Origin of the sequence: Immundisolibacter sp., assembly GCF_014359565.1 — a bacterium.
GTDB lineage: Bacteria > Pseudomonadota > Gammaproteobacteria > Immundisolibacterales > Immundisolibacteraceae > Immundisolibacter.
In genome coordinates this window covers 1-23,779 of record NZ_JACIZD010000019.1, presented here as the reverse complement: position 1 = coordinate 23,779, position 23,779 = coordinate 1, and the positions used below count along the sequence as shown (strand labels likewise).

At 67.9% G+C, this 23,779-nt stretch carries 18 protein-coding genes and 1 pseudogene; 8 read left to right on the top strand and 11 right to left on the bottom strand.

Annotated elements, in window-relative coordinates; genetic code table 11:
• Window positions 1–78 precede the first annotated feature (78 nt).
• The 6 genes from H5U26_RS13720 to gltB form a co-directional block, all read right to left on the bottom strand.
• Window positions 79–1,305: a CmpA/NrtA family ABC transporter substrate-binding protein gene (locus H5U26_RS13720; protein ID WP_290620660.1), complete on the bottom strand. Its 1,227-nt coding sequence runs from the start codon at window positions 1,303–1,305 to the stop codon at window positions 79–81.
• Window positions 1,302–1,889 carry an ANTAR domain-containing protein gene (locus tag H5U26_RS13715; protein WP_290620657.1) on the bottom strand — a complete coding sequence of 196 codons (588 nt, stop codon included), beginning with the start codon at window positions 1,887–1,889 and terminating at the stop codon, window positions 1,302–1,304. Before H5U26_RS13715 ends, H5U26_RS13720 begins: the two co-directional genes overlap by 4 nt.
• An 85-nt stretch (window positions 1,890–1,974) precedes the next feature.
• On the bottom strand, window positions 1,975–4,158 hold the full coding sequence (locus H5U26_RS13710; RefSeq protein ID WP_290620655.1) for a primosomal protein N': 2,184 nt from the start codon (window positions 4,156–4,158) through the stop codon (window positions 1,975–1,977).
• A gap of 9 nt (window positions 4,159–4,167) precedes the next feature.
• Complete coding sequence (gene hemE, locus H5U26_RS13705; protein ID WP_366055968.1) at window positions 4,168–5,232, bottom strand: uroporphyrinogen decarboxylase; 1,065 nt, start codon at window positions 5,230–5,232, stop codon at window positions 4,168–4,170.
• Between the two features lie 12 nt (window positions 5,233–5,244).
• The gene (locus tag H5U26_RS13700) at window positions 5,245–6,675 is read right to left on the bottom strand and encodes an FAD-dependent oxidoreductase (protein ID WP_290620651.1); all 1,431 of its coding nucleotides are present in this window, start codon (window positions 6,673–6,675) and stop codon (window positions 5,245–5,247) included.
• Window positions 6,676–6,727: 52 nt separating this feature from the next.
• Window positions 6,728–11,188, bottom strand: a complete 4,461-nt coding sequence (gene gltB, locus H5U26_RS13695) for a glutamate synthase large subunit (RefSeq protein ID WP_290620649.1) — start codon at window positions 11,186–11,188, stop codon at window positions 6,728–6,730.
• Window positions 11,189–11,552: 364 nt separating this feature from the next.
• Between gltB and H5U26_RS13690 the strand changes: the two genes are divergently transcribed.
• From H5U26_RS13690 to H5U26_RS13680, 3 genes are all read left to right on the top strand, one after another.
• A complete protein-coding gene (locus tag H5U26_RS13690) occupies window positions 11,553–12,131 on the top strand; it encodes a superoxide dismutase (RefSeq protein ID WP_290620647.1) in 579 nt (192 codons plus the stop codon).
• A gap of 84 nt (window positions 12,132–12,215) precedes the next feature.
• Window positions 12,216–12,713, top strand: a complete 498-nt coding sequence (locus tag H5U26_RS13685) for a disulfide bond formation protein B (protein ID WP_366055967.1) — start codon at window positions 12,216–12,218, stop codon at window positions 12,711–12,713.
• Between the two features lie 85 nt (window positions 12,714–12,798).
• The gene (locus H5U26_RS13680) at window positions 12,799–13,791 is read left to right on the top strand and encodes an amidohydrolase family protein (protein ID WP_290620643.1); all 993 of its coding nucleotides are present in this window, start codon (window positions 12,799–12,801) and stop codon (window positions 13,789–13,791) included.
• 156 nt (window positions 13,792–13,947) lie between these two features.
• Here H5U26_RS13680 and H5U26_RS13675 read toward each other — a convergent pair whose 3' ends face one another.
• The 5 genes from H5U26_RS13675 to H5U26_RS13655 all read right to left on the bottom strand — a co-directional run bounded on the left by H5U26_RS13675 (window position 13,948) and on the right by H5U26_RS13655 (window position 17,964).
• Window positions 13,948–15,084 carry an amidohydrolase family protein gene (locus H5U26_RS13675; RefSeq protein WP_290620641.1) on the bottom strand — a complete coding sequence of 379 codons (1,137 nt, stop codon included), beginning with the start codon at window positions 15,082–15,084 and terminating at the stop codon, window positions 13,948–13,950.
• Between the two features lie 29 nt (window positions 15,085–15,113).
• A complete protein-coding gene (locus H5U26_RS13670) occupies window positions 15,114–16,013 on the bottom strand; it encodes an SDR family oxidoreductase (RefSeq protein WP_290620639.1) in 900 nt (299 codons plus the stop codon).
• 75 nt (window positions 16,014–16,088) lie between these two features.
• Window positions 16,089–16,700: a glutathione S-transferase gene (locus tag H5U26_RS13665; RefSeq protein ID WP_290620637.1), complete on the bottom strand. Its 612-nt coding sequence runs from the start codon at window positions 16,698–16,700 to the stop codon at window positions 16,089–16,091.
• Window positions 16,697–17,140, bottom strand: a complete 444-nt coding sequence (locus tag H5U26_RS13660) for a universal stress protein (protein ID WP_290620635.1) — start codon at window positions 17,138–17,140, stop codon at window positions 16,697–16,699. The genes H5U26_RS13665 and H5U26_RS13660 overlap by 4 nt, the downstream gene beginning before the upstream one ends.
• Window positions 17,141–17,169: 29 nt before the next feature.
• On the bottom strand, window positions 17,170–17,964 hold the full coding sequence (locus H5U26_RS13655; protein ID WP_290620633.1) for an SDR family oxidoreductase: 795 nt from the start codon (window positions 17,962–17,964) through the stop codon (window positions 17,170–17,172).
• A gap of 224 nt (window positions 17,965–18,188) precedes the next feature.
• On the opposite strand from H5U26_RS13655, the gene H5U26_RS13650 reads away from it, so the two are divergent.
• From H5U26_RS13650 to H5U26_RS13630, 5 genes and pseudogenes are all read left to right on the top strand, one after another.
• Window positions 18,189–18,350 carry a hypothetical protein gene (locus H5U26_RS13650; protein WP_290620631.1) on the top strand — a complete coding sequence of 54 codons (162 nt, stop codon included), beginning with the start codon at window positions 18,189–18,191 and terminating at the stop codon, window positions 18,348–18,350.
• Window positions 18,351–18,610: 260 nt separating this feature from the next.
• A complete protein-coding gene (gene cas3 / locus H5U26_RS13645; protein ID WP_290620629.1) occupies window positions 18,611–20,905 on the top strand; it encodes a CRISPR-associated helicase Cas3' in 2,295 nt (764 codons plus the stop codon).
• A gap of 11 nt (window positions 20,906–20,916) precedes the next feature.
• Window positions 20,917–21,585, top strand: coding sequence for a type I-C CRISPR-associated protein Cas5c (gene cas5c, locus H5U26_RS13640; RefSeq protein WP_290620627.1), 669 nt, complete (start codon window positions 20,917–20,919; stop codon window positions 21,583–21,585).
• The gene (gene cas8c, locus H5U26_RS13635) at window positions 21,582–23,330 is read left to right on the top strand and encodes a type I-C CRISPR-associated protein Cas8c/Csd1 (protein ID WP_290620626.1); all 1,749 of its coding nucleotides are present in this window, start codon (window positions 21,582–21,584) and stop codon (window positions 23,328–23,330) included. The genes cas5c and cas8c overlap by 4 nt, the downstream gene beginning before the upstream one ends.
• Window positions 23,327–23,587: pseudogene (locus H5U26_RS13630) on the top strand (type I CRISPR-associated protein Cas7); the annotation flags it as partial. The gene cas8c and the pseudogene H5U26_RS13630, both read left to right, overlap by 4 nt.
• Between the last annotated feature and the right edge of the window lie 192 nt (window positions 23,588–23,779).

Below are 23,779 nucleotides of genomic sequence, written 5' to 3'. Positions count from 1 at the left end.
GCCGCTCCATCGTTGGGGCGGTTTCGAATCGGTGGGCGCCCTCTGAGAAGCTGCCCCGCCGATTCGGATTACATGAATTTATTGAGCAATCTTCGCGCCAACATCCGCCGGGTCGAACACGGCCCCGTCGATGAAACGGTCGGGGCCCAGCGCCACCGCGGCGTTGCCCTCACCGAGTTTCCAGGGGCCTCGATGGCCGCCCTCGGCCTTCATGTCCACGACCGGCGCCGGCACGCCCAGACGGGCCGCGGCCAGCCGGTAAATGTCCGGGCGGTACGTGGCATGGGCCGCGGCCAGCAGATCGACATCGGCCGGCAGCTGTCCCCAGCGGACCATTTGCCGCAGCATCCACAGCGCATGGGAGCGCCAGGGGAAGTTGGCGGCATAGCGGTAAAAGACGTGAAAGTCCGCCAGCTCGCGCTGCGTGCCGCGCTGGTCGAGCGTCAGGTGGCCGCTGAGCGAGGCCGCAATCACCTCCACCGGCAGGTTCAGGTACGTCGCGCCGGCCAGCAGATGCGCCGCCTGCAGGCGATTTTCGGGACTTTCATCGAGCCAGCGGGCGGCCTCGACGATGGCGCAGATCAGCGCCATGTGCGTGGCCGGGTAGCGCTGCGCCCAGGCGGCGCCCACGGCCAGCACCTTTTCCGGCGCGTTGTTCCACACGTCGTGCCCGGTGGCGACGATGCAGCCGATGCCGTCGCGCACCGCCAGCGTGTTCCAGGGCTCGCCGACGCAGTAACCGTAGATGTCGCCCTGTTTCAGGCGCTGCACCATCTGCGGCGGCGGTACCACGATCAGGCGCAGGTCACGGTCCGGGTCGATGCCCGCTGCGGCCAGCCAGTAGCGCAGCAGATAGGTGTGGTTGGAGGTCGGATAGACCGTCGCGAAGGTCAGCGGATCGGCGCCTGCCGCCCGGCGCCGCGCGATGACGCTGGCCAGTGCCTGCGCGGTCACGGGCTGGCCGCCCGCCGCCGCCTGCATGTCCCGGTACAGGTTGTCGGCGACGGTGATGGCATTGCCGCCCAGGCCAAGACTGAGCGCTGTCACCAGCCGCTGCGGCACGCCTTCCACACCCAGCGAACAGGCCAGCGCCATCGGCGCCAGCAGGTGCGCGCCGTCCAGATGACCGATGCCGAGCTTGTCGCGCAGCGTGGCCCACGACGGCTGGCGCGACAGGCTCACATCCAGCCCGAAGCGCTCGAAGTGGCCATTCTCCAGCGCCACCACCAGCGGCGCGGCGTCCGTGAGCGGGATGTAGCCCAGGCGCAGCCGGGGCAGTTCCGGGGTCGGCAGGCTCGGGCTCATTTGAACAACTCGGCGGTGTCGATCACGCCCTGGGCGATGTCGGCGATGGTCTTGTTCTGATCCATGGCCAGCTTGCGCAGGGCATGGTAGGCCTCGCTTTCGGTGCGCCGGCCGCGCTCCATGAGGATGCCCTTGGCGCGATCGATGAGCTTGCGCTGCGCCAGACTGGTGCGCGCCTCGGCCAGTTCGCGCTGTAGCGATGCGTACTGGCGAAAGCGCGCGACCGCCACCTCCACCACCGAGCGCACCCGGCCGGGACTGAGGCCGTCGACCACGTAGGCGCTGACGCCGGCCTCGATGGCCTCGCGAATGGCGTCGCTATCGGACGAGGTGGCGAACATCACCACCGGATGCGGGTTGTCGCGCGACAGGCAGCGCATGTTCTCCAGGATGTCGCGGTCGGGCGATTCCAGGTCGATGATCACCACGTCCGGCGTGCAACCGGCCACCGCCCGCAACAGCCCGTCGGCAGTGCCCAGCTGGGCCACCACTGCCAGGCCAGCATCGTTCAGTGCGGCGGCCACCAGCGCGCGGCGTTCGAGGTCGTCATCGACCAGCATGACGCGCAAGGAGGCAGGTTTCATCCGGGACAGGCAATGTCGGGGGCTTATAACTGGGCTAGCAGTGGCCGTGCCAGGGGCGGCCAGTCGGGCCTTGCGCGGGTGTCGATCAGTAGGTATCCAGCGGGTCCACGTCCAGCGACCAGCGCACCTGGCGCGCCGCCGGCAGCTGCGCCAGCGCCGGCAACCAAGCGCGCAGCAGCGCGTGCAGCGGCGCCCGCCGCTGCGCCTGCAGCAGCAGCTGCGCGCGGTAACGGCCGGCGCGTTTGGGCATCGGCGCCGGCACCGGACCCAGCAGCTCGACCCCGGCGTGGCCGATTTCCGCCGCCACCGACAGGGTCTCGCCCAGGAACCACAGCGCGTCCTCATGCCGCGTCGAGTCCGCCCGCAGCAGGGCCAGATGGCTGAACGGCGGCCAGCCGGCGGCCTCACGCTCGGCCAGCAGCTCGGCCGCAAAGGTGCCGTAGCCGCCGTGCAGCAGCGCACGCAGCACCGGATGCTGCGGCTGGTGGGTCTGGATCAGCACCCGGCCCGCCTGCTCGCCGCGCCCGCAGCGGCCGGAGACCTGATAAATGGTCTGCGCCAGGCGCTCGCTGGCGCGAAAGTCGGCCGCGAACAGGCCCTGGTCAGCGTCGAGAATGCCGACCAGCGTCACCGCCGGAAAGTGATGGCCCTTGGCCAGCATCTGCGTGCCGACCAGGATGTCGGCACTGCCATCGCGCGCGGCGGCCAGGTGCGCGTCCAGCGCCCCGCGCCGGCGCGTGCTGTCGCGGTCGACGCGCAGCACCCGGTGGTCCGGGAACAGCGCCGCGATGTCGGTCTCGATGCGCTCGGTGCCGGCCCCCAGCGGCAGCAGGTCCTGCGCGCCGCAGCCCTCGCAGCGGGTCGGCGGCGGCCGCTCGCGCCCGCAGTGATGGCACAGCAGCAGGCGGCGGCCGCGATGCAGCGTGTAGTGCGCGTCGCAGCGGTCGCACTTGGGTACCCAGCCGCAGGCGTGGCACAGCAGCACCGGCGCATAGCCGCGACGGTTCAGGAACAGCATCACCTGCCGGCCGGCGGCCAGTTCCTCGCGCACCGCCCCCGCCAGCGCGGGCGACACCAGGCCCGCCATGCGCTGGTGACGCACGTCGAGCAGTTCCAATTGCGGCAGGCGGGCGCTGCCGGCCCGCTCGCGCAGATGCAGCATCCGGTACTGGCCGCTCCTGCCGTGGGCCAGGCTCTCCAGGGACGGCGTGGCGCTGCCCAGCAGCACCGGCACGTCCTCGATGCGCGCGCGCAGCACCGCCATGTCGCGGGCGTGGTAACGAAAGCCGTCCTGCTGCTTGTAGGAGCCGTCGTGTTCCTCGTCGACCACGATCAGGCCCGGCCGGGCCAGCGGCGCGAACACCGCCGAGCGGGTGCCGATCAGCACCCCGGCCTGGCCGCCGCGGGCGGCCAGCCAGGCGGCCAGGCGCTCGGTGTCGGAAAGGCCCGAGTGCAGCACCGCCACGGCAGCCCCGAAGCGCGCCCGAAAGCGTGCCTCGGTCTGCGGCGTGAGGCTGATTTCCGGCACCAGCACCAGCGCCTGACGGCCGGCGGCGAGCACCCCTTCGATGGCCGTCAGATACACCTCGGTCTTGCCGCTGCCGGTGACGCCGTCGAGCAGGAAGGCGCCGAAGCCGCTGCTGGCCGCAACCGCATCGACCGCCACACGCTGAGCCGTGGTGAGTGCGTGGCCCTGCTCGGGCGGCCCGTCGGCGGCGGCTTCGGGGGCTATCGGCGCGCGCTCGATCCAGCCCTTGTCGGCCAGCGTGCGTGCGGTGACCCGCCAACCGGGAAGCGCCGCGTCAAGCTGCGATTCCTCGCATGGACCCTGCGCTAGCGCACCGAGCAAAGCAGCCTGCCTGGGCGCCCGGCTCAAGCTGTCTGGACTGGGCGCCGCTTCGGTCAGCGCCCATTGCCAGACCTGCATCGGCCGCGCCGGCCGGCCGGCGCGCAGCAGGCCCGGCAGGGTCCCCACCAGCACCTCGCCGGGCGGCGCATGGTAGTAGTCGGCCGCCCGGCGCAGCAGTTCGAGCACGCTGGCCGGCAGCAGCGGCTCGGCATCCAGCGGCTCGTGGATGTGCCGAAGCTGCGCGTCGGCCACCTCCGCATGGCGGGCATGCGCCACCACCAGACCGACCTGGCTGCGCCGCCCGAACGGCACGCGCACGCGGCAGCCGACCGCCGGCGGCGGGACATTGAACAAGGGCAGATAATCGAACAGGTGCCGCAGCGGCGCGTCGATGGCGACCTTCAGGATCAGCCGCGGCATGGGGCGCGCTCAGGCGTGATACGGCGCACTCAGCTCGTGGACCGCATCCACCAGCACCGCCACGTGATCCGGATCGGTCTGTTGCAGCACGCCGTGGCCCAGGTTGAACACATGCCCCGGGCCGGGGCCATAACTTTCCAGAATGCGTGCCACCTCGGCGCGGATGCGCTCGGGCGGACCGAACAGGGCGATCGGGTCCAGATTGCCCTGCAGGGCGACCTTTCCGCCGGTGGCGGCGCGCACGTCGCCGAGCTCCTGCGTCCAGTCGACGCCGAGCGCCGCGCAGCCGATCTGCGCCTGTTCGGCCAGCCAGCGGCCGGCGCCCTTGGTGAACACGATCAGCGGCAGTTCGCGCGTTGCCGTCCGGGATTTGAGCAGCTCAGTCACCCGCGCCTGGTAGGCCAGCGAGAACTCTCGGTAACCGGGCGTGGTCAGCACCCCGCCCCAGGTGTCGAACAGCATCAGCGCCTGCGCGCCGGCCGCCGCCTGCGCGGTGAGGTAATCGGCCACCGATTCGGCCAGCAGCGCGAGCAGCCGGTGCAGGGCCGCCGGATCGGTGTACGACAGGCCCTTGATGAGCCGGAAATCGTCGCTGCCGCCGCCTTCCACCATGTAGCAGGCGAGCGTCCACGGGCTGCCGGCAAAGCCGATCAGCGGCACCCGGCCGGCCAGCTCGCGGCGCAGCATGCGCACCGTATCGAACACATAGGGCAGCGCGCTTTCGATGTCCGGCGCGCGCAGCGCGTCGATGTCGGCGCGGCTTCGGACCGGCCGCTCGAAGCGCGGCCCCTCGCCTTCCACGAAGTGCAGGCCAAGGCCCAGCGCGTCGGGGATGGTCAGGATGTCCGAGAACAGGATGGCGGCGTCCAGATCGAAGCGCGCCAGCGGCTGCAGCGACACTTCGGTGGCCAGTTCCGGGCTGCGCATCAGGCTCAGGAAACTGCCGGCCCGCCCGCGCGTGGCGCGGTATTCCGGCAGGTAGCGCCCGGCCTGGCGCATGATCCACACCGGCGTGCGGTCCACCGGCTCACGGCGCAGGGCGCGCAACAGGCGGTCGTTGCGCAGCGGCGGCAGGCTGCCCACCGCCTAGACGCCGAGGTACTGCAGGATGCCCTCGGCGGCCTGGCGACCGTCGTAAACCGCCGTGACCACCAGATCGGCGCCGCGCACCATGTCGCCGCCGGCAAACACCTTCGGATTGGCCGTCTGGTGCGCGATCGGCGCCTTGGCCGGTGCGTGGACGCGGCCGTTGTTGTCGGTGGCGATGCCGAACTGGTCGAACCAGGCCGGCGGGTTCGGCCGAAAGCCGAAGGCGATGATCACCGCATCGGCCGGGATCACCTCCTCGCTGCCGGGGATGGGCTGCGGCTGGCGCCGGCCCTTGGCGTCCGGCGGGCCAAGCTCGGTGGTGACCATCTTCACGCCACAGGCGCGGCCATCCGGGCCGGCCAGGATCTCCAGCGGCTGGCGGTTCCACAGGAACTGCACGCCCTCGTCCTTGGCGTTGCCGACCTCGGTGCGCGAGCCGGGCATGTTGCGCTCGTCGCGCCGGTAGGCGCAGCTCACCTGCGCGGCGCCCTGACGGATGGCGGTGCGATTGCAGTCCATGGCCGTGTCGCCGCCGCCCAGCACCACCACCCGCTTGCCAGCCATGTCGATGAAATCGGCCGGATTGCGCTCAAAGCCGAGCTGGCGGTTGGCATTGGCGACCAGATACGGCAGCGCCGGGGTCACGCCCGGCAGCTGCTCGCCCGGGAAGCCGCCCTGCACGAACTTGTAGGTGCCCATGCCCAGAAACACCGCGTCGTAGTCGGCCAGCAGGCTTTCGAACTCGACGTCGCGGCCGATTTCCACGCCCAGACGAAACTCGATGCCCATGCCCTCGAAGATCGCCCGCCGCCGCTGCACGACGCTTTTCTCCAGCTTGAAGCCGGGGATGCCGAAGGTCAGCAGGCCGCCGATTTCCGGGTAGCGGTCGAACACCACCCCCTGCACGCCGGCCCGGGCCAGCACGTCGGCACAGGCGAGTCCGGCCGGCCCGGCGCCGACCACGGCGACCTTCTTTCCGGTGGGCACCACCCGCGACAGATCGGGCTTCCAGCCGAGCTTGAAGGCTTCCTCGGTGATGTATTTCTCGATCGAGCCGATGGTCACGGCACCCAGGCCGTCGTTCATGGTGCAGGCACCCTCGCACAGGCGGTCCTGCGGGCAGATGCGGCCACAGATTTCCGGCAGCGAGTTGGTCTGGTTGGACAGTTCGGCGGCTTCCAGGATCTTGCCGTCCTGGACCAGCTTCAACCAGTCCGGGATGAAGTTGTGCACCGGGCACTGCCACTCGCAGTACGGGTTGCCGCAGTCCACGCAGCGGCCGGCCTGGCGGGCGGCGGTGGCGGCGTCGAAGGGCACGTAAATCTCGTGGAAATGCTTGATGCGCTGCGGCGCCGGCTGCTTGTCGAGCTGACGCGGCACGTCCAGGAACTGCAGCGGATTCTTGCGGGGCTTGGGGGCGGCAGCCATGAGTCGGTGTTCGCTTTGTTGTCGGGACGGGGGGCGACGACGGCGCGGCCGCTCAGCGTGGCGCGCGCACGGCGTCGAGCAGGCCGGCCAGCTCGCTGGCCTGCGGCTTGACCAGCCAGAACTTGCCGCGCAGGTCCGGCAGATTGTCCAGGATCCGGCGACCCCATTCGCTTTGCGTCTCCTCGGCGAACTCGCGCAGCAGCCCGCGCAAGAAGCCGACGCAGATGGCCGTGTCCTCGGTGTTGATGCGGTGCAGTTCCACCAGCTCCGGGTTGTAGCGCTCCGGCAGGCGGTTGTCCGGGTCGTAGACGAAGGCCATGCCGCCGGTCATGCCGGCGCCAAAGTTGACCCCGGTCGGCCCCAGTACCACCACCACGCCGCCGGTCATGTACTCGCAGGCGTGATCGCCGACGCCCTCGATCACCGCGATGGCGCCCGAGTTGCGCACCGCGAAGCGCTCCCCGGCCTGCCCGGCGGCCAGCAGCTTGCCGCCAGTGGCGCCGTACAGACAGGTGTTGCCCATGATCGGGGTCAGGTGCGACTGCAGGCGGCTGGCGCGCGGCAGGCTGAGTACGATCTTGCCGCCGGCCATGCCCTTGCCGACGTAGTCGTTGGCGTCGCCCTCCAGCAGCAGGTGCAGGCCGCCAGCATTCCACACGCCCAGACTCTGCCCGGCGTGGCCGCGCAGCTTCAGGGTGATCGGCGCGTGCTCCATGCCGTGATTGCCCCAGCGACGGGCGATCTCACCCGACAGCCGCGCGCCGATGGAGCGGTGCGTGTTGCTGATCTCGTAATGGAAGATGCCACCGCGAGCGTGCTCGATGGCATCCAGAGTATCGGCCACCATCTGTTCGGCCAGTTCGCCCTTGTCGTAGGGCTCGTTGCAGGCGGCGGTGCAGAAATGCTTACCGTCCACTGCCAGGCCGTTGCCGGTCAGCAGGGGATTCAGGTCCAGATGCCGCTGCTTGGCGGTGGTGCCGGCGCGCGGCTGCAGCAGATCCGTGCGCCCGATCAGGTCTTCCATGCTGCGCAGGCCCAGTGCCGCCAGCAGCTCGCGCGTTTCCTGCGCCACGAAGCGCAGGTAGTTCTCGACCATTTCCGGCAGGCCAACGAAGTGCTTGCTGCGCAATTCCTCGTTCTGCGTGGCGATGCCGGTGGCACAGTTGTTCAGATGACAGATGCGCAGGTACTTGCAGCCCAGCGCGATCATCGGCGCGGTGCCGAAACCGAAGCTTTCCGCGCCCAGCATGGCCGCCTTGATGACATCCAGACCAGTCTTGAGGCCGCCATCGGCCTGCACGCGCACCTTCTCGCGCAGCTTGTTGGCCAGCAGCGCCTGGTGGGTCTCGGCCAGCCCGATCTCGAACGGGATGCCGGCGTACTTGACCGAGGTCAGCGGGCTGGCACCGGTGCCGCCATCGTAGCCGGAGATGGTGATCAGGTCCGCGTAGGCCTTGGCAACCCCGGCCGCCACCGTGCCGACGCCGGCCTGCGCCACCAGCTTGACCGATACCAGCGCCTGCGGGTTGACCTGCTTGAGGTCGAAAATGAGCTGCGCCAGGTCCTCGATCGAGTAGATATCGTGATGCGGCGGCGGCGAAATCAGCGGCACGCCGGGCATGGTGCAGCGCAGGCGGGCGATCAGCTCGTCCACCTTGTTGGCTGGCAGCTGGCCGCCCTCGCCGGGCTTGGCGCCCTGCGCGATCTTGATCTGCAGGACCTCGGCGTTGACCAGGTAATGCGGCGTCACGCCAAAGCGCCCGGAGGCCACCTGCTTGATCTTGGAGGTGCGCTCGGTGCCGTAGCGGGCCGGATCCTCGCCGCCCTCGCCGGAGTTGGAGCGCCCGCCCAGGCGGTTCATGGCGATCGCCAGCGCCTCGTGCGCTTCCGGCCCCAGGGCGCCCAGCGACATGCCGGCGCAGTCGAAACGCGCCGTGATGGCCTCGATCGGCTCCACCTGGTCGATCGGTATGGGCTTGCCGAGACGCAGGTCCAGCAGGTCGCGCAGCGTCGCCACCGGGCGCTCGTTGACCAGTCGCGCGAAGGTCTTGTAGTCCTCGTAGTCGCCACTGCGGGCGCAGCGGATCAGCGTGGTCACCACGTCCGGGTTGAAGGCGTGGTACTCGCCGCCGTGGACGTAGTTGAGCAATCCACCCTGAAACAAGGGCTTGCGGCTGCTTGCGGCAGCATCGGCCAACAAGTGAAGGTCGGCCTCGAGATCATCGAAGCCTGCACCCTGTAGCCGGCTGACCACGCCCTCGAAACACAGGCTGATCACTTCGTCGTGCAGGCCGATGGCCTCGAACAGCTGCGCGCCGCGGTAACTGGGCAGGACCGAGATGCCCATCTTGGACATGATCTTGAGCAGGCCCTTGTTGATGCCGGCGGCGAAATTGGCGCAGCCGCGCTCGGCGCCATCCACGCCCAGCATGTCGGCAATGCTGGCGTAGGCCAGGTACGGATAAATCGCCGTCGCACCCAGCCCCAGCAGCACCGCGAAGTGATGCGGATCGCGCACGCTGGCGGTCTCGATCACCAGGTTGGCGTCCGAGCGCAGTTCAAGGCGCGTCAGGTGATGGTGCACGGCACCGGTGGCCATCGCCGCCGGCACCGGCAGACGCTGCGGGGACGCCGCGCGGTCGCTGAGCACGATGATGACCTTGCCATCGCGCACCGCTGCCTCGGCCTCGGCGCAGATGCGCTCGATGGCCATTTTCAGGCCCGTGTAGCCGGCATCCGGACGTGGGTAGGACAGGTCGATCACCACGTTCGGGTAATCCGCATCGTCCACCTTGAGCAGCCGCTCGAAACGCTCGCGGCTGAGCACCGGGCTGGCCGTGACCAGCCGCCGGGCGTGATCCGGGGTCTCCTCGAACACGTTGTGATTGCGCCCGAAGCTGGTGCTGAGCGACATCACGATGGTCTCGCGCAGCGGATCGATCGGCGGATTGGTGACCTGCGCAAAGGACTGGCGGAAATAGTCGTACAGCGAACGCGGCTGCTCGGACAGCACGGCCATCGGCGCATCGTCGCCCATCGAGCCGACCGCCTCCTGACCATCCACGGCCAGCACGCGCAGGATCCGCTCGCGCTCCTCGTAGCTGAGGCCGAACAGCTTCTGCTGGGCTTTCAGGTCGCCGCCGGTCAGGGCCTCGGCCTGAAAGCCGCCGTTTTCCATGTCGTCCAGGCGCCGCACGTGCCGCTGCAGCCAGCGCCGGTAGGGCTGGCGACGCTTCAGCCGCTCGTCGATGTCGGACGGCAGCAGCAGTTCGCCGGTTTCCGTATCGGCGGCAATCATCTGGCCGGGCATCAGGCGCCCGCTGGCCACCACGTCCTCGGGGGCGTAGTCACGCACGCCGATCTCGGAGGCCAGGGTGATGATGCGGTCGCGCGTCACCACCCAGCGCGCCGGGCGCAGGCCGTTGCGGTCCATGGTGCAGGCGGCGTAGCGACCGTCGGTCAGCACGATACCGGCCGGCCCGTCCCACGGCTCCATGATCATGCCGTGGTATTCGTAGAACGCACGCAGATCCGGGTCCATGCCCGGCACGTGCAGCCAGGCCGGCGGGATCATCAGGCGCATGGCCCGGAACACGTCCATGCCGCCCGACAGCAGCGCGTCGAGCATGTTGTCCAGGCTCATCGAGTCCGAACCCCAGGTCGACACCAGGGGCAGGATGTCCTCGACTTCCGGGAACAGCGGGCTGGCGAACTTGTGCCCGCGCGCCATGGCCCAGTAGCGGTTGCCCTGCACGGTGTTGATCTCGCCATTGTGGGCCAGATAGCGAAACGGCTGGGCCAGCTGCCAGCGCGGCCAGGTGTTGGTCGAAAAACGCTGGTGGTAGACGCACACCGACGAGGCGAAGCGCGGGTCGCCAAGGTCCGGGTAGAACTGCGGCAGCCGGTCGGGCATCACCAGGCCCTTGTAGACCATCACATGGCACGACAGGCTGGTGACGTAGAACTCCGGATCGCCCGGTTCGATGCGCTTTTCGGCGCGCCGACGGGCGAAGTACAGGCGTCGGTTGAAGTCCTCGTCGGTCAGCGTGCGCGGCGCCGTCACGAACACGTGCTCGATGCCCGGCAGCATGGCCAGCGCCTGCTCGCCGCAGGCCTCGGGATTGACCGGCACCTGCCGCCAGCCGGCAATGCCCAGGCCCTCGCAGGCCAGTTCGGCCGCCAGCACCTGGCGCGCTTCCTGCGCCAGCGCCGGATCGCGGTTCAGGAACACCGAGCCGACGGCGTAGTTCTCGCCGATGCCCATGCCGGCAACCGACGCCACGGCACGCAGGAACTGGTCCGGCTTGCGTATCAGCAGCCCGCAGCCATCACCGGTCTTGCCGTCGGCGGCGATCGCGCCACGGTGCGTCATGCGCGCCAGGGACTGGATGGCGGTCGTCACCAGCCCGTGCGACGCTTCCCCGTCCATGTGGGCGATCAGGCCGAAACCGCAGTTGTCGCGCTCGAAGCGCTCGCGGTACAGCGTGTCCGATAGATCGGGTTTCGTGCTCACTGAGTTTCCAATAAGGTCTCTGGTAACGGCGCCGGAATGGCAGCCGGCGCCCCCGACCGGTCGGGGGCCGCCGGAAACGAACCGGCGATTTTATCCATCCACAGCATGCCCCACAAATGTGCAAACCGTCATCGCCTGCACCGTGGGGACGGATCGGCCACGCGCCATTCATCCAAACCGAGCCGGTTGTGCGCGCCAAAACCGCCCACCGCCGTGCAACTGGCAGAACTGCTGCCGCAACCTGCTAGACTCGATTCGCCTTGCAACTTCGTCATTGCAAAGGCCGTGCCGGCCTGCGGCTGGCCCGACACCTTATCCCGGACTGGCCTCTGCACGTCCCAATTTCCAGCAACGAGGAACCCCCATGACCCACGAACTGCCCCCCCTGCCCTACGCCATCGACGCCCTGGCGCCGCACATTTCGGCCGAAACCCTGGAGTTTCACCACGGCAAGCACCACAAGACCTACGTCGACAACCTGAACAAGCTGATTCCGGGCACCGAGTTCGAAAACCTGTCCCTGGAAGACATCGTGCGCAAGTCCAGCGGCGGCATCTTCAACAACGCCGCGCAGATCTGGAACCACACCTTCTACTGGAACTGCCTGGCGCCCAAGGCCGGCGGCAAGCCGACCGGCGCCCTGGCGGCTGCCATCGACACGGCCTTTGGCTCGTTCGACGCCTTCAAGGAAAAATTCAGCCAGACCGCCGTCACCACCTTCGGCTCCGGCTGGGCCTGGCTGGTGAAGAACGCCGCCGGCGGCCTGGAACTGGTGTCCACCAGCAACGCCGGCTGCCCGCTGACTGCCGGGCAGACGCCGCTGCTGACCTGCGACGTGTGGGAGCACGCCTACTACATCGACTACCGCAACGCGCGGGCCAAGTACGTGGAATCGTTCTGGAACCTGGTCAACTGGGACTTCGTGGCGCGCAACTTCGGTTGAGGTCACCGTCGCGGTCGGGCACGGGGCGCTGCGGCGCCCCGTGCCTTGTCTGACATCTGAATCGACCCGGAAACAGCCGTGCCCATCCCCAGTTCCCGTCAGTGGTTCGCGCTCGGCGCAGCGGCCTGCGCCGGCCTGCTCGGCTTCGGCTACTACCTGCAGTTCGTGCAGAACATCGAACCGTGCCCGCTGTGCATCCTGCAGCGGCTGGCGTTCATGGCGCTGGGTTTGAGCTTCCTGACCGGCGCGCTGATCGGCCCGGGCCGCATCGGCACCCGCATCGTGGCAGGCCTCGGCCTGCTGGCGGCGGCGCTCGGCGCTGGCGTCGCCGGTCGCCAGGTGTGGCTGCAATCCCTGCCGGCCGATCAGGTGCCGGCCTGCGGGCCGGGCCTGGATTACATGGTCGAGAACTTTCCGCTGCTGAAAACCCTGTCGATGATCCTGCGCGGCTCCGGCGAGTGTGCCGAGAACGCCTGGCAGTTCCTGGGCCTTGGCATCGCCGCCTGGGCGCTGCTGTGGTTCGCGTTGCTGGGCGCGCTGTCGATTTACGTGCTGCTGCGGCCCGGACGGCAGGCGGCCTGAGCGCGGTCATTTTCAATCGGCGTTGTCGATCGGCAAGCCGCCCTCCTACACTGGCCCGTCACAACAGCCCGAGGAGGAGCCCGCAATGAAGATCGATTGTTTCACCCACGTCATGCCCAAGCCCTACATCGATCGCTTCAGCGCGGCGGTGAAGGACTTCTACCTGGGCGATCTGCCGGCGAAAATTCCGGAGATGGTCGATCTGGCACCGCGCATCGCCATGATGGATCGTCTGGGCATCGACCAGCAGGTGCTGACCATCGCCACGCCGCCGATCGAGGAAGTGGTCAGCGATCCGAAACTCGCTGCCGAACTGGCCACGGTGGCCAACGACGCCATTGCCGAGATGGCGGCCAAGCGGCCGGATCGTTTCATGGCCGTCGGCACGATTGCCATGAACAACATGGACGCCGCCCTGCGCGAGGCCGAGCGGGCCGTCACGCAACTGGGCATGAAAGGCATCCTGATCTATACCAACTGCCAGGGCCGGGCCATCGACGCGCCCGAGTTCATGCCGTTTTATGAGCTGATGGCCAAGCTCGACCTGCCGATCTGGCTGCACCCGGCGCGCACGCCGATGCGGGCAGACTACGTGGACGAGGACCGCTCGCAGTACGCCATGTGGCAGATCTTCGGCTGGCCGTTCGAGACCAGCATGGCCATGACGCGGCTGATCTTTTCCGGCGTGCTGGACCGCCACCCGGACATCAAGATCATCACCCACCACGCCGGGGCGATGATTCCCTACTTCGACAAACGCATCGAGTACGTCTACCCGCTGTTCCAGGCCCTCGGCCAGATGGGTGACGCGCTCGAGCGCCTGCAAAAGCCGGTGATCGAGTACTACCGCATGTTCTACAACGACACGGCGGTGATGGGCTCGGTCGGCGGCATGCACGCAGCCTACGCGTTCTTTGGCGCCGACAAGCTGTTGTTTGGCACCGACACGCCCTTCGATACCAAGGGCGGGTCGCTGTTCACCCGCGAGACGGTGTTCAGCATCGAGGCCCTGGCCATCCCGCCGGCCGAGAAAGCCGCCATCTACGCCGGTAACCTGAAGCGCTTGCTCAAGTTATAAGTCACAGGGGTGGCCCGGCAGTCCGAAGCCCGCCGGGCCACCGATCAGGAAACGCGGCGATGACCGTGGGAGCGGCGCCCTCGCCGCGAACAACCCAGCCAGGCCGCTCCCGCCCGCGGGCCTCCTGCACCGAAAATGATGGCGGCGAAAACGCCGTCAGGCCACGATCGGAAACCCGAACACCCGCGCCACGTTCTCGTAGACGATCTTGCGCGTCTGGTCGGCCGGGCAGTCGGCAAAGTCGCGCCCCACCTGGCGACGCGAGAACGGCCACACGCCCTCGGTGTGCGGGTAGTCCGAACCCCACATGATGTTGTCGATGCCGATGATGTCGCGCGTACGCACGCCGGCCCGGTCGTCCTCGAAGGTCGCGAAGAAATTGCGGTGGAAATAGGTGCTGGGCCTTTCCTCGAGCCGCGGCTTCATCCAGCCCTTGTGGTCGTTCCACCAGTGGTCCATCAGGTCGAGCACAGCGGCGATCCAGCCGATGCCGCCCTCGACCAGGGACCATTTCATGTTCGGAAAGCGCATCGGCGCGCCGCCCCAGATCACCAGATTCAGCGGCTCGGCCAGCTGCTGGAACTTGCCGCCGCAGACCAGCGAGCCGCTGGCGCCCGGGCCGCGGATATGCGTCGGAAAGCTCGTTCCGCCCAAATGAAACGTCGCCACCACGCGCATCTCCTCCAGCCGCGCCCACAGCGCATCCCACACCGGCTGGTTGTAAGGCTGGGCGGTATTGGTGGCCGGCAACATCACGGCTGCCAGGCCCAGTTTGCCGATCGCCCGCTCAGCCTCGGCCACGGCCCACTCGGTCGGCCCCTTGCCGGGCAGCAGGGCGGCGCCTTTAAGACGCGTCGGATGCGCGCTGCAGAACTCGGCCAGCCAGTCGTTGTAGGTGCGGCAGACGGCGTACTCGTACTCGGCGTCCGGCGTCTCGCACACGAACAGGCCGACGCCCGGATAAATCACCTCACCGCTGACGCCATCCACGTCCTGGTCCTGCATGCGGGCGTCCGGGTCCCAGCCGCCGGGGCGGGTGTCCTCGTAGCGAAAATCGGTGATCTTGGGAATCTCGACGCCGCGCGCCTTGAACTCGATCATCGGCCCTTCGAAGGCCAGCGGACGGGGCTTGAGGCCATCCACCAGCATGCAGTCGCCAAGCCCATCGAGGGATTCGATCCGCGGCGCGCGGTCGCGCCATTTGCTGTCCATGCGCTTGACCCACAAATCGCGCGGCTCCACGACATGCGAGTCGGCCGACAGCAAGGGGCCCTGGTAATTGGTTTCGGACATGATTCGATTTATCCTCTAACTGATTGTTTTCAAAAACTCTTGAAATGGTCCGGGCGCTGCGTCAGCCAGGTCTCGCCCCACAGCTGCCCGCCGCCGTCCACCACCAGCGTCTCGCCGGTCACGAACTTGGCTGCCGGGCTTGCCAGGTACGCGCAGGCCTCGGCCACGTCGTACACGTCGCCCAGCGCCCGCATCGGATTGGCGTTGTAGAACTGGTTCAGTTGCCCGGCCGGGTACTGCGCAAAGCCGCTGCTCTCGATGGCGCCAGGCGCCACGCAGTTGATGCGGATGCGGTGCGGCGCCCACTCCACCGCCAGCGTGCGCGCCAGGTTCATCACCGCCGCACGGGCGGCGCTGGAATGCGCGATCGACGGCATGCCGCGGAAGTTGTCGAGCACGATGCTGACCACGTTGCCCGGATGCGCGTGCTCGCGCCAGGCGCGTGCGGCGGCCTGCGTCACGTACCAGGTGCCGTTCAGGTTGGTATCCACGACCGCGTTCCAGCCGCGCGGGCTCAGGTCCAGCGCCGGCTGCGCAAACTGCCCACCGGCGTTGTTGATCAGGACATCGAGCCGACCGAAGCGCTGCCAGGTGTGGTCGATCAGCGCCTGCACCTGGTCCGGGTCGCGGATGGTCATGGCCTGCGCGTCGGCATCGGCGCCCAGGTCACGCAGCAGAGCGAGTGTTTCCTGCAGCGGCTCCGGGCGTCGGCCGCAGATCATCAGCGACGCGCCCAGCCGCGCGAACAGCACGGCAATCGCCTTGCCGATACCGCTGCCACCACCGGTGACCAGTACGGTCTGACCGGCAAAAAGATCGTCGCGGAACACGGTCGGGCGGGTCCGCAGCGCGTCATCGTCCAGGCCGAAGGACGTGCGCATGGACAGGTCGTCGAACACCGAGGTCTCCTCGCGCGTGAGCCAGGCCATCCTTGGCCACGTCAGAAGTACACGGTCGTTCAGTTATTTTATGCGCGAAAGAGGGCCGTCGGCGTCAAGACCGGTTCAGGCCTGCGCGCTGGGCCGGGCAGAAACAGCGGCGTGCCAGCGCGCCAGGTGCGGCCGCTCGCCGATGCGGATGCCGCTGACGCGGCCAAAATCGATGCCGCACAGGGCCGTGATGTCGGCGATGGTGTACACGTCACCGGCGATGAACGGCCGCCCGTCGGCCAGTTCGCCATCCAGCCAGTCCAGGCGCTTGAGCGCATGCGCCCGGCATACCTCACCGTACTCCGGCAACTGCGGGTGCTTGCCCTTGAAGAACGGATGGATATGCCGGAACACGTTGGCAATCGGCCAGAACAGCTCGAACTCCATGCGCCGGTTCCACATCTCCACCCGCGCCATGTCGAGGCCAGGCTCTCCAAAAAGCGCAGGTTTCGGCTGCAAGTACTCAAAGTAACGACAGATTGCGACCGATTCCGTCAGGTAACTGCCGTAGTCCAGTTCCAGAACCGGCACCTGGGCCAGCGGATTGCGGCGCAGGAACTCCGGCGTCAGGATGCCGCCCTCGCCGATGCTGACGGCGACGAATTCGACATCCGTGATGCCCTTCTCGGCCAGGAACACCCGCACGCGGCGCGGGTTCGGGGCTACGCGGTCTTCGTAAATCCTCATGCCGTCGGCGACGGTAACACCAGCACCGCGCAGGGCGCGTGATGCACCACCTTGGCCGATACCGACGGGTTGAATACCCGCTCCAGCAGCGAGCGCGGCCGAGTTTCGAGCACGATCAGGTCCACACCGTGCTCACGCGCCAGGGCGACGATTCCCTCGGCCGGCTCGTCCACCCGCGCCACCGCCTGGTGCGGCAGGTCGCCGATTTCTTCCTGGATGATGGCGCCGAGCGCGCCTTCCAGCCGATCCCGAATCTGGTCCAGGCTCTCCACACGAAAGCCGACCTGGCCCATCTGGCCCGGTTCCGGCGACACATAGGCCAGGATCAGCCGGCTGCCCAGTTCGCGGGTCATCTGGGCGGCCGCGCGCAGGGCCAGCCGTGCCGGCCGATCCGTGGTCAGCGGCACCATGATCGTTTGCGGAGCCAGAGATTTGTGCATGAACGCGTCCTCGTGTTGAGTCTGAACCGTCAACCGGCCATCGAATAGCCGCCGCTGACCGACAGCACCTGACCGGTGATGTGTCCGGCCACCCGGTCCGAACCCAGAAACAATACCGCGTTGGCGATGTCCCGCGGCTTGCCGATTTTCTTCAGCGGCAAGGCCTTGGCCACTTTTTCCAGTTGTTCATCGGTGAACATGGCGCCCTTGTTGGCCCACATGCTGTTTGCGCCGACTTCGCTCTGCTCGTCCGGGATGGTGACGCCCGGACAGACCACGTTGCAGCGCACGCCAAAGCGGCCATTCTCGCGCGCGATGCTCTTCATGAAGCTGTTGATGGCCGCCTTGACGCCACCATAAACCGCCTCGCGCGCCTCGCCCTGACGGCTGGCATCGGAACTGATCGATACGATCGACCCACCGCCGGATTTGAGCATGCCGTCGAGCGCCGTCTTGGTGCAGTTCAGCACCCCCACGTAGTTGATGCGAATGATCTTGTCCCAGAACTGCGGCGTGGTTTCGGTGAAGTACATCAGCTGGTCCCAACCGACCGCATTCACCAGCACCTTCACCGGCCCGTGCGCCGTCTCGGCGGCCGCGAACAGGCCCTGCACCTGTGCAAGATCGGTCACGTCGGTCGTCACCGCCTGCGCCTGCCCGCCCAGCGCCCGCGCCTCGCCGGCCACGCGACCGGCCTGCTCGGCATCGATGTCACCGATGGTCACCCGCGCGCCTTCGGCCGCAAAACCCAGCGCAATCGCCCGGCCGATGTTGGACGCCGCACCGGTCACAACCACGCTCATCCCCGAATAGCCCAAATCCACACTGTTCTCCTCATGTTTGGTTTGACGTTTCTGCAGTGTCATGCAACGCGATGGCGGCGACAAGATACGCCCCCCGCAGTGGCGGCCTGGATTCCCGCGCATGCGAATCCGCACGCCGTGGCAAGCCTCGCTGTCGCCTTGGCGATCAAGTATCGAACCTGCCGATGCAGGCGAAGCCGGTGTAGCCACTGACGTCGCACCAACACAAGCCGGCAGGCGCCGGCATGCTGGCCATCAGCGCACCCATGCTGTCCACCTCACTCCGCTTCGAGCTGGCCCACGTGACGCCTTACAACCCCGCAGTGCTGACCAGCTATCGGGTGGCGCCAGGCCGCCAGCGCTCGCGCACAGGGTTCACGCTGATACTGGAAAAACAGGCGGCCTGACCGAAGACGGCCTGGCCGGCCCGATTCACGGCACCGCAACGACGCCGGCTGCCGAAGCCGACGGTGGTGACCCGCCCTGCCCCACCGCTCGGTCCGCACGCTGCCGAAGCGCAGGCCCTGACGTTATGCTCCCTACGCCACTACAGCGCAGAAAAAATTTCTCCACACCGGCTCACAGTCTCAGGAAACAAGACTGTAGAGGTTCACCATAGGCAGCCATCCACCCCTAAACGGGGGAAGCGCGTGTTGGAGTGGCAGCCATGACCAGCGCAACAGACAACGCTACAGCGGCAGGTGCACTGGCCCACACCGCGATTGGGGAAAGCGATCTTCGACTGCACTCACTCGTCGAGCACCTGCAGGAGGTCGCGCGGCTGGCCGCGGGCCACGCCGCGCCTTTCGGTGGCCAGGCCTGGGCGCACCTGGCCGGTCTGTGGCACGACCTCGGCAAATACCGGCCGGGTTTTCAGCGCTACCTGCGCGCGGCGAGTGCCGCCGACGCGGAGAACGCGCACATCGAAGGCGGCGCCGGCCGAGTCAGCCACTCCACCGCTGGCGCGTTGCTGGCCTGCGAGCGCTTCGGCATCGCCGGCCGGGTGTTGGCGTATCTGATTGCCGGCCACCACGCCGGGCTCTACGACTGGCACTCGGACCTCAGCAGCCTACAAGCGCGCCTCGACGCCGAGGCGAGCCGCGCCGAGTTGCAGGAAGCCTTGGCCGCGGCGCCGCCGGAGATCCTCGACCACGGCGATTTCGCGCCGGAGCTGCGCAACCTGCCCGGCGGCTCGGCAGGCTTCGCGTTGTGGCTGCGGATGCTGTTCTCGGCGCTGGTCGATGCCGATTTTCTGGACACCGAAGCCTTCATGGATGAAGGCAAGGCCAGCGCCCGCGGCGCCTGGCCGGAACTCGCAACGCTACGCGCGGCGCTCGACGCCCACATGGGCACGCTCGCAGCGCAGGCGCCAGACACGCCGGTCAACCGCCTGCGCGCGCGCATCCTCGCCCAGTGCCGCGCCAAGGCCAGTGACGCGCCCGGCATCTTCTCGCTCACCGTGCCCACCGGCGGCGGCAAGACGCTGGCCTCGATGGCCTTCGCGCTCGACCACGCACTCGCACACGGCCAACGGCGGATCATCTATGTGATCCCCTACACCAGCATCATCGAGCAAACGGCGGATGTGCTGCGCGGCATCTTCGGCGAAGCGGTCATCGAGCACCACAGCAACGCCGAATCCGACCCCGGCCGCGAGCGCCTGCGCAGCCGCCTCGCCTGCGAGAACTGGGACGCGCCCATCGTCGTCACCACCAGTGTGCAGTTTTTCGAGTCGCTGTTCGCCGCGCGTACCAGCCGCTGCCGCAAGCTGCACAACATCGTCGGCAGCGTGGTGGTGCTGGACGAGGCGCAGCTGCTGCCGCCCGAATTCCTGAAACCGATCCTGGGCGCGCTGAACCTGCTCACCCGCCACTATGGCGTGACGGTGGTGCTGAGCACCGCCACCCAGCCGGCGCTGGCGCGCCAGGAGTATTTCGACCCGCAGAAAAACATCGCCGGGCTCGATGACGTGCGCGAGCTGATGCAGGGCGGCCCGCACGTCCAAACACCGGACGAGCTGTACCGGGACCTGCGGCGTGTGCGCGTGCGCCTGCCGGCCGATTGGCAGGCGCGCACCGCCTGGGAAGACCTTGCCGCCGAGCTTGCGGCGCAGCCCAGCGTGCTGGCCATCGTCAACACCCGCCGCCATGCCGCAGCACTGCACGCATTGCTGCCCAAGGGCACCCTGCACCTGTCGGCGCTGATGTGCGGCGCGCACCGGGCCGATGTCATCGACGCCATCAAGGCGCGCCTCGCAGCCGGTGTGCCGACACGCGTGGTCAGCACCCAGCTGGTCGAGGCCGGTGTCGATCTTGACTTCCCGGTGGTCTACCGGGCGTTGGCCGGGCTCGACTCCATCGCCCAGGCCGCCGGGCGCTGCAACCGCGAAGGCCGCTTGGACGGCCTGGGTGAAGTGGTGGTGTTCGTGCCGCCCGAGGGCGCGCCGCCGGGCCTGCTCGCCAAGGGCGAGGGCGCCTGCCGCAGCGTGCTGCACGGGCATGCCGGCGACCCGCTCGACCGCGCGCTGTTCGAGCGCTACTTCCGCCAGCTCTATTACCAGTGCGATCTGGACAAGCACGGCATCGACAAGCTGCTCACCGTCCAACGCGAGCCGCCGCTAGCGGTGAACTTTCGCACTGCCGCCGAGCGTTTTCGCCTGATCGACGACGCCGACCAGGCCAGCGTCATCGTGCGCTACCGCGGCCCCGCGGGGCAGGACGCCAGCGTCGATCAGCACCTTGCGCAACTGCGCCGCGACGGCACCCGGCGCTGGCTGATGCGCGCCCTGCAGCGCTACACCGTGACCATCCCCCAGCGCGACACCCGGCGCCTGCTGGCGCAGGGGGATATCGAGGAGTTATTGCCGGGCTTGTTCGTGCAGGTGGGCGACGTGCTTTACCACCCGGTGTTGGGGCTGAGTGTGGACGGCGGCGGCATTCCGAGCCGGCCGCTGATGGTTTGAAGGAGCATTTCATGACCAAAGCCTATTGCCTCGAAGTCCGCGGCGATTTCGCCTGCTTCACCCGGCCCGAGATGAAGGTCGAGCGCGTGAGCTACGACCTCATCACGCCGTCGGCGGCGCGCGCAGTGTTCGAGGCCATCCTGTGGAAGCCGGCCATCCGCTGGCGGGTGCGGCGCATCGAGGTGTTGGCGCCCATCCGCTGGATCAACCTGCGCCGCAACGAGGTCGCCGGCGTGGTTTCCATGCGCAACGTCGAGACCGCCATGCGCGCCGGCACTGGCCATCTCGGGCTGTATATCGAGGACGAGCGTCAGCAACGCGCCGGGCTGTTTCTGCGCGACGTGGCCTATCGCCTGCACGCCGAATTGGCCTTGCAAGCCAATGCCCCGCCGGGCGAGACGTTCACCAAATACCGCGAGATGTTCGAGCGCCGCGCCAGCAGGGGCCAATGCGTGAACCAGCCGTATCTGGGCTGCCGGGAATTTGCGGCGGCCTTCCGGCTGGTGACGGACCCGACCGCCGAACCGCCGCCCATCGCCGAGACCCGCGATCTGGGCTTCATGCTGCACGACCTCGACTTCGCCAATCCCGCCGATCCCGTGCCGCGCTTTTTCCGTGCGCAGATGACGAGCGGCGTGGTGACGGTGCCGGACTTCGATGGCACGGAGGTGCGCGCATGATTCTGCAGGCGCTCAGCGACTACTACCGGCGCAAGCAGGCCGACCCGGACCCAGCCAACCGTCTGCCGGCCTACGGCTTCGAGGAGAAGGAGATTCCCTTCATTCTGGAAATCGACGGTGACGGTCGCCTGGTGCAGATCCTGGATACCCGCAGCGGCGAGGGCAAAAAGAAAGTCGCCCAGCGTTTTCTGATGCCGCAAGCGGTCAAGAGAGCATCAAACATAGCTGCCAATCTGCTCTGGGATACCGCCGAGTACGTGCTCGGCATCGACACCCGCGGCAAGCCGCAGCGGGTGGCCGAGCAGCATGCCGCCTTTCGCGCCCGCATCGACGCGCTGCCAGAGGCGGTGCGGGCAGATGCCGGCATCGCCGCCGTGCGCGCATTTCTCGATCACATCGACTTCGACGCGCTCGCCGCCTGCCCGGCCTGGGAGGAGATCAAGACCACCAACCCGCTGCTCAGCTTTCGCCTGCATGGCGACGTGGAACTGGTTTGTCAGCGCCCAGCGGTGACCACCCTCACCGGCGAGGAACCGGGTGACGCAGCCACAGTGACCTGCCTGGTCAGCGGCGAGCAGACCGCGCCTGAGCGCCTGCATGCCGCCATCAAGGGCGTATGGGGCGCGCAAAGTTCGGGCGCGAACATCGTCTCGTTCAACCTCGATGCCTTCAATTCCTACGGCAAGGCTCAAGGGGCCAATGCGCCGGTCGGCAAGGCCGCCGCCTTTGCCTACACCACCGCGCTCAACCACCTGCTGGCCAAGGGCTCGCGCCAACGCATCCAGGTGGGTGATGCCTCCACGGTGTTCTGGGCCGAGGAGCCGCACGAGCTCGAAGCCGCCTTGCCAGATTTTTTCGGCGAGCCGCCCAAGGACGACCCGGACCGCGGTGCCGACGCCCTGCGCGCGCTCTACCGCGCCGTCGAGACCGGGCGCTTTGCCGTCGGCGGTGAAGACACCCGCTTTTACGTGCTGGGCCTGGCGCCGAACGCTGCGCGCATCGCCGTGCGCCTCTGGGAAACCGCGCCGGCCATCGAGCTGGCCCGGCGCATCAAACAGCACTTCGACGACCTTACCGTGGTGCGCTCGCCGCGCGACCCGGAGCACCTGTCGCTGTTTCGCCTGCTGGCCGCCACCGCGGTGCAGGGCAAGGCCGACAACATCTCGCCCAGGCTCGGCGGCGAGGTGATGCGCGCCATCCTCGAAGGCCTGCCTTATCCCGCCAGCCTGCTGAACGCCGCCGTGCAGCGCTGCCGCGCCGAGCAGCAGGTGAGCTATCCGCGAGCCGCCGCCATCAAGGCCTGGCTCAACCGCGACGCCCGCCGCCAACGCGTTTCGAATCCACCCCGGGAGGAGTTCTCACCCATGCTCGATCCAGACAACCCCAGTGCCGCCTACCGGCTCGGTCGGCTGTTTGCCACGCTCGAAAAGATCCAGGAAGAAGCCAGCCCGAACCTGAACGCCACCATCCGTGACCGCTACTACGGCGCTGCCTCGGCCACGCCGGTGGCGGTGTTCACCACGCTGCTGCGGCTCAAGAACCACCATCTTGGCAAGCTCAATCCCGGGCGCGCGACCCAGATGGAAAAACTGATCGGCGAAATCATGGGCGGCATCGACGAGTTCCCGCGCCACCTGAATCTGCCCGATCAGGGCCGCTTCGCGCTCGGCTATTACCACCAGCGCCAGGCCTTTTTCACCAAACGCGACCACGAAACCGAAGCCACCCAGGGAGAACCCGCATGAGCCTTGCCAACCGCTATGACTTCGTCCTGCTGTTCGACGTGAAGGACGGCAACCCCAATGGCGACCCCGACGCCGGCAACCTGCCGCGCCTGGATGCCGAAACCGGCCATGGCCTGGTCACTGATGTGGCGCTCAAGCGCAAGGTGCGCAATTTCGTAGCATTGGCGCATAACTACAAACGTCCCTTCGATATTTACGTGAAGGAGCGAGCGGTTCTCGGTCGCTCGCATGTCGAAGCGTTTAAGGCGCTCAATATCAGCCAAGGGAATCGCTGATCAATCCACCGAAACCGGCGCCGTGGACATGACGGCGCCAACGCGTGACCGAGCTGGGGGAAAAACGGCCCGTTTTCGGATGTGGATTGGGTAAATGTACGCGTTTCAGCCGGGTATTTCGGGTTTTGGGCTCCCTCAGGACGCACTGAGGCTGTGCCGCGCCCGCAAACGCCA

Excerpts from the sequence above, each read along its gene's own strand:
- H5U26_RS13675 (WP_290620641.1), bottom strand. The coding sequence starts at position 15,084 with ATGTCCGAAACCAATTACCAGGGCCCCTTGCTGTCGGCCGACTCGCAT.
- cas8c (WP_290620626.1), top strand. The coding sequence starts at position 21,582 with ATGATTCTGCAGGCGCTCAGCGACTACTACCGGCGCAAGCAGGCCGAC.
- H5U26_RS13715 (WP_290620657.1), bottom strand. The coding sequence starts at position 1,889 with ATGAAACCTGCCTCCTTGCGCGTCATGCTGGTCGATGACGACCTCGAA.
- H5U26_RS13660 (WP_290620635.1), bottom strand. The coding sequence starts at position 17,140 with ATGCACAAATCTCTGGCTCCGCAAACGATCATGGTGCCGCTGACCACG.
- H5U26_RS13665 (WP_290620637.1), bottom strand. The coding sequence starts at position 16,700 with ATGAGGATTTACGAAGACCGCGTAGCCCCGAACCCGCGCCGCGTGCGG.
- cas5c (WP_290620627.1), top strand. The coding sequence starts at position 20,917 with ATGACCAAAGCCTATTGCCTCGAAGTCCGCGGCGATTTCGCCTGCTTC.
- cas3 (WP_290620629.1), top strand. The coding sequence starts at position 18,611 with ATGACCAGCGCAACAGACAACGCTACAGCGGCAGGTGCACTGGCCCAC.
- H5U26_RS13670 (WP_290620639.1), bottom strand. The coding sequence starts at position 16,013 with ATGGCCTGGCTCACGCGCGAGGAGACCTCGGTGTTCGACGACCTGTCC.
- H5U26_RS13680 (WP_290620643.1), top strand. The coding sequence starts at position 12,799 with ATGAAGATCGATTGTTTCACCCACGTCATGCCCAAGCCCTACATCGAT.
- H5U26_RS13710 (WP_290620655.1), bottom strand. The coding sequence starts at position 4,158 with ATGCCGCGGCTGATCCTGAAGGTCGCCATCGACGCGCCGCTGCGGCAC.
- H5U26_RS13700 (WP_290620651.1), bottom strand. The coding sequence starts at position 6,675 with ATGGCTGCCGCCCCCAAGCCCCGCAAGAATCCGCTGCAGTTCCTGGAC.
- H5U26_RS13690 (WP_290620647.1), top strand. The coding sequence starts at position 11,553 with ATGACCCACGAACTGCCCCCCCTGCCCTACGCCATCGACGCCCTGGCG.
- H5U26_RS13720 (WP_290620660.1), bottom strand. The coding sequence starts at position 1,305 with ATGAGCCCGAGCCTGCCGACCCCGGAACTGCCCCGGCTGCGCCTGGGC.
- H5U26_RS13650 (WP_290620631.1), top strand. The coding sequence starts at position 18,189 with ATGCTGGCCATCAGCGCACCCATGCTGTCCACCTCACTCCGCTTCGAG.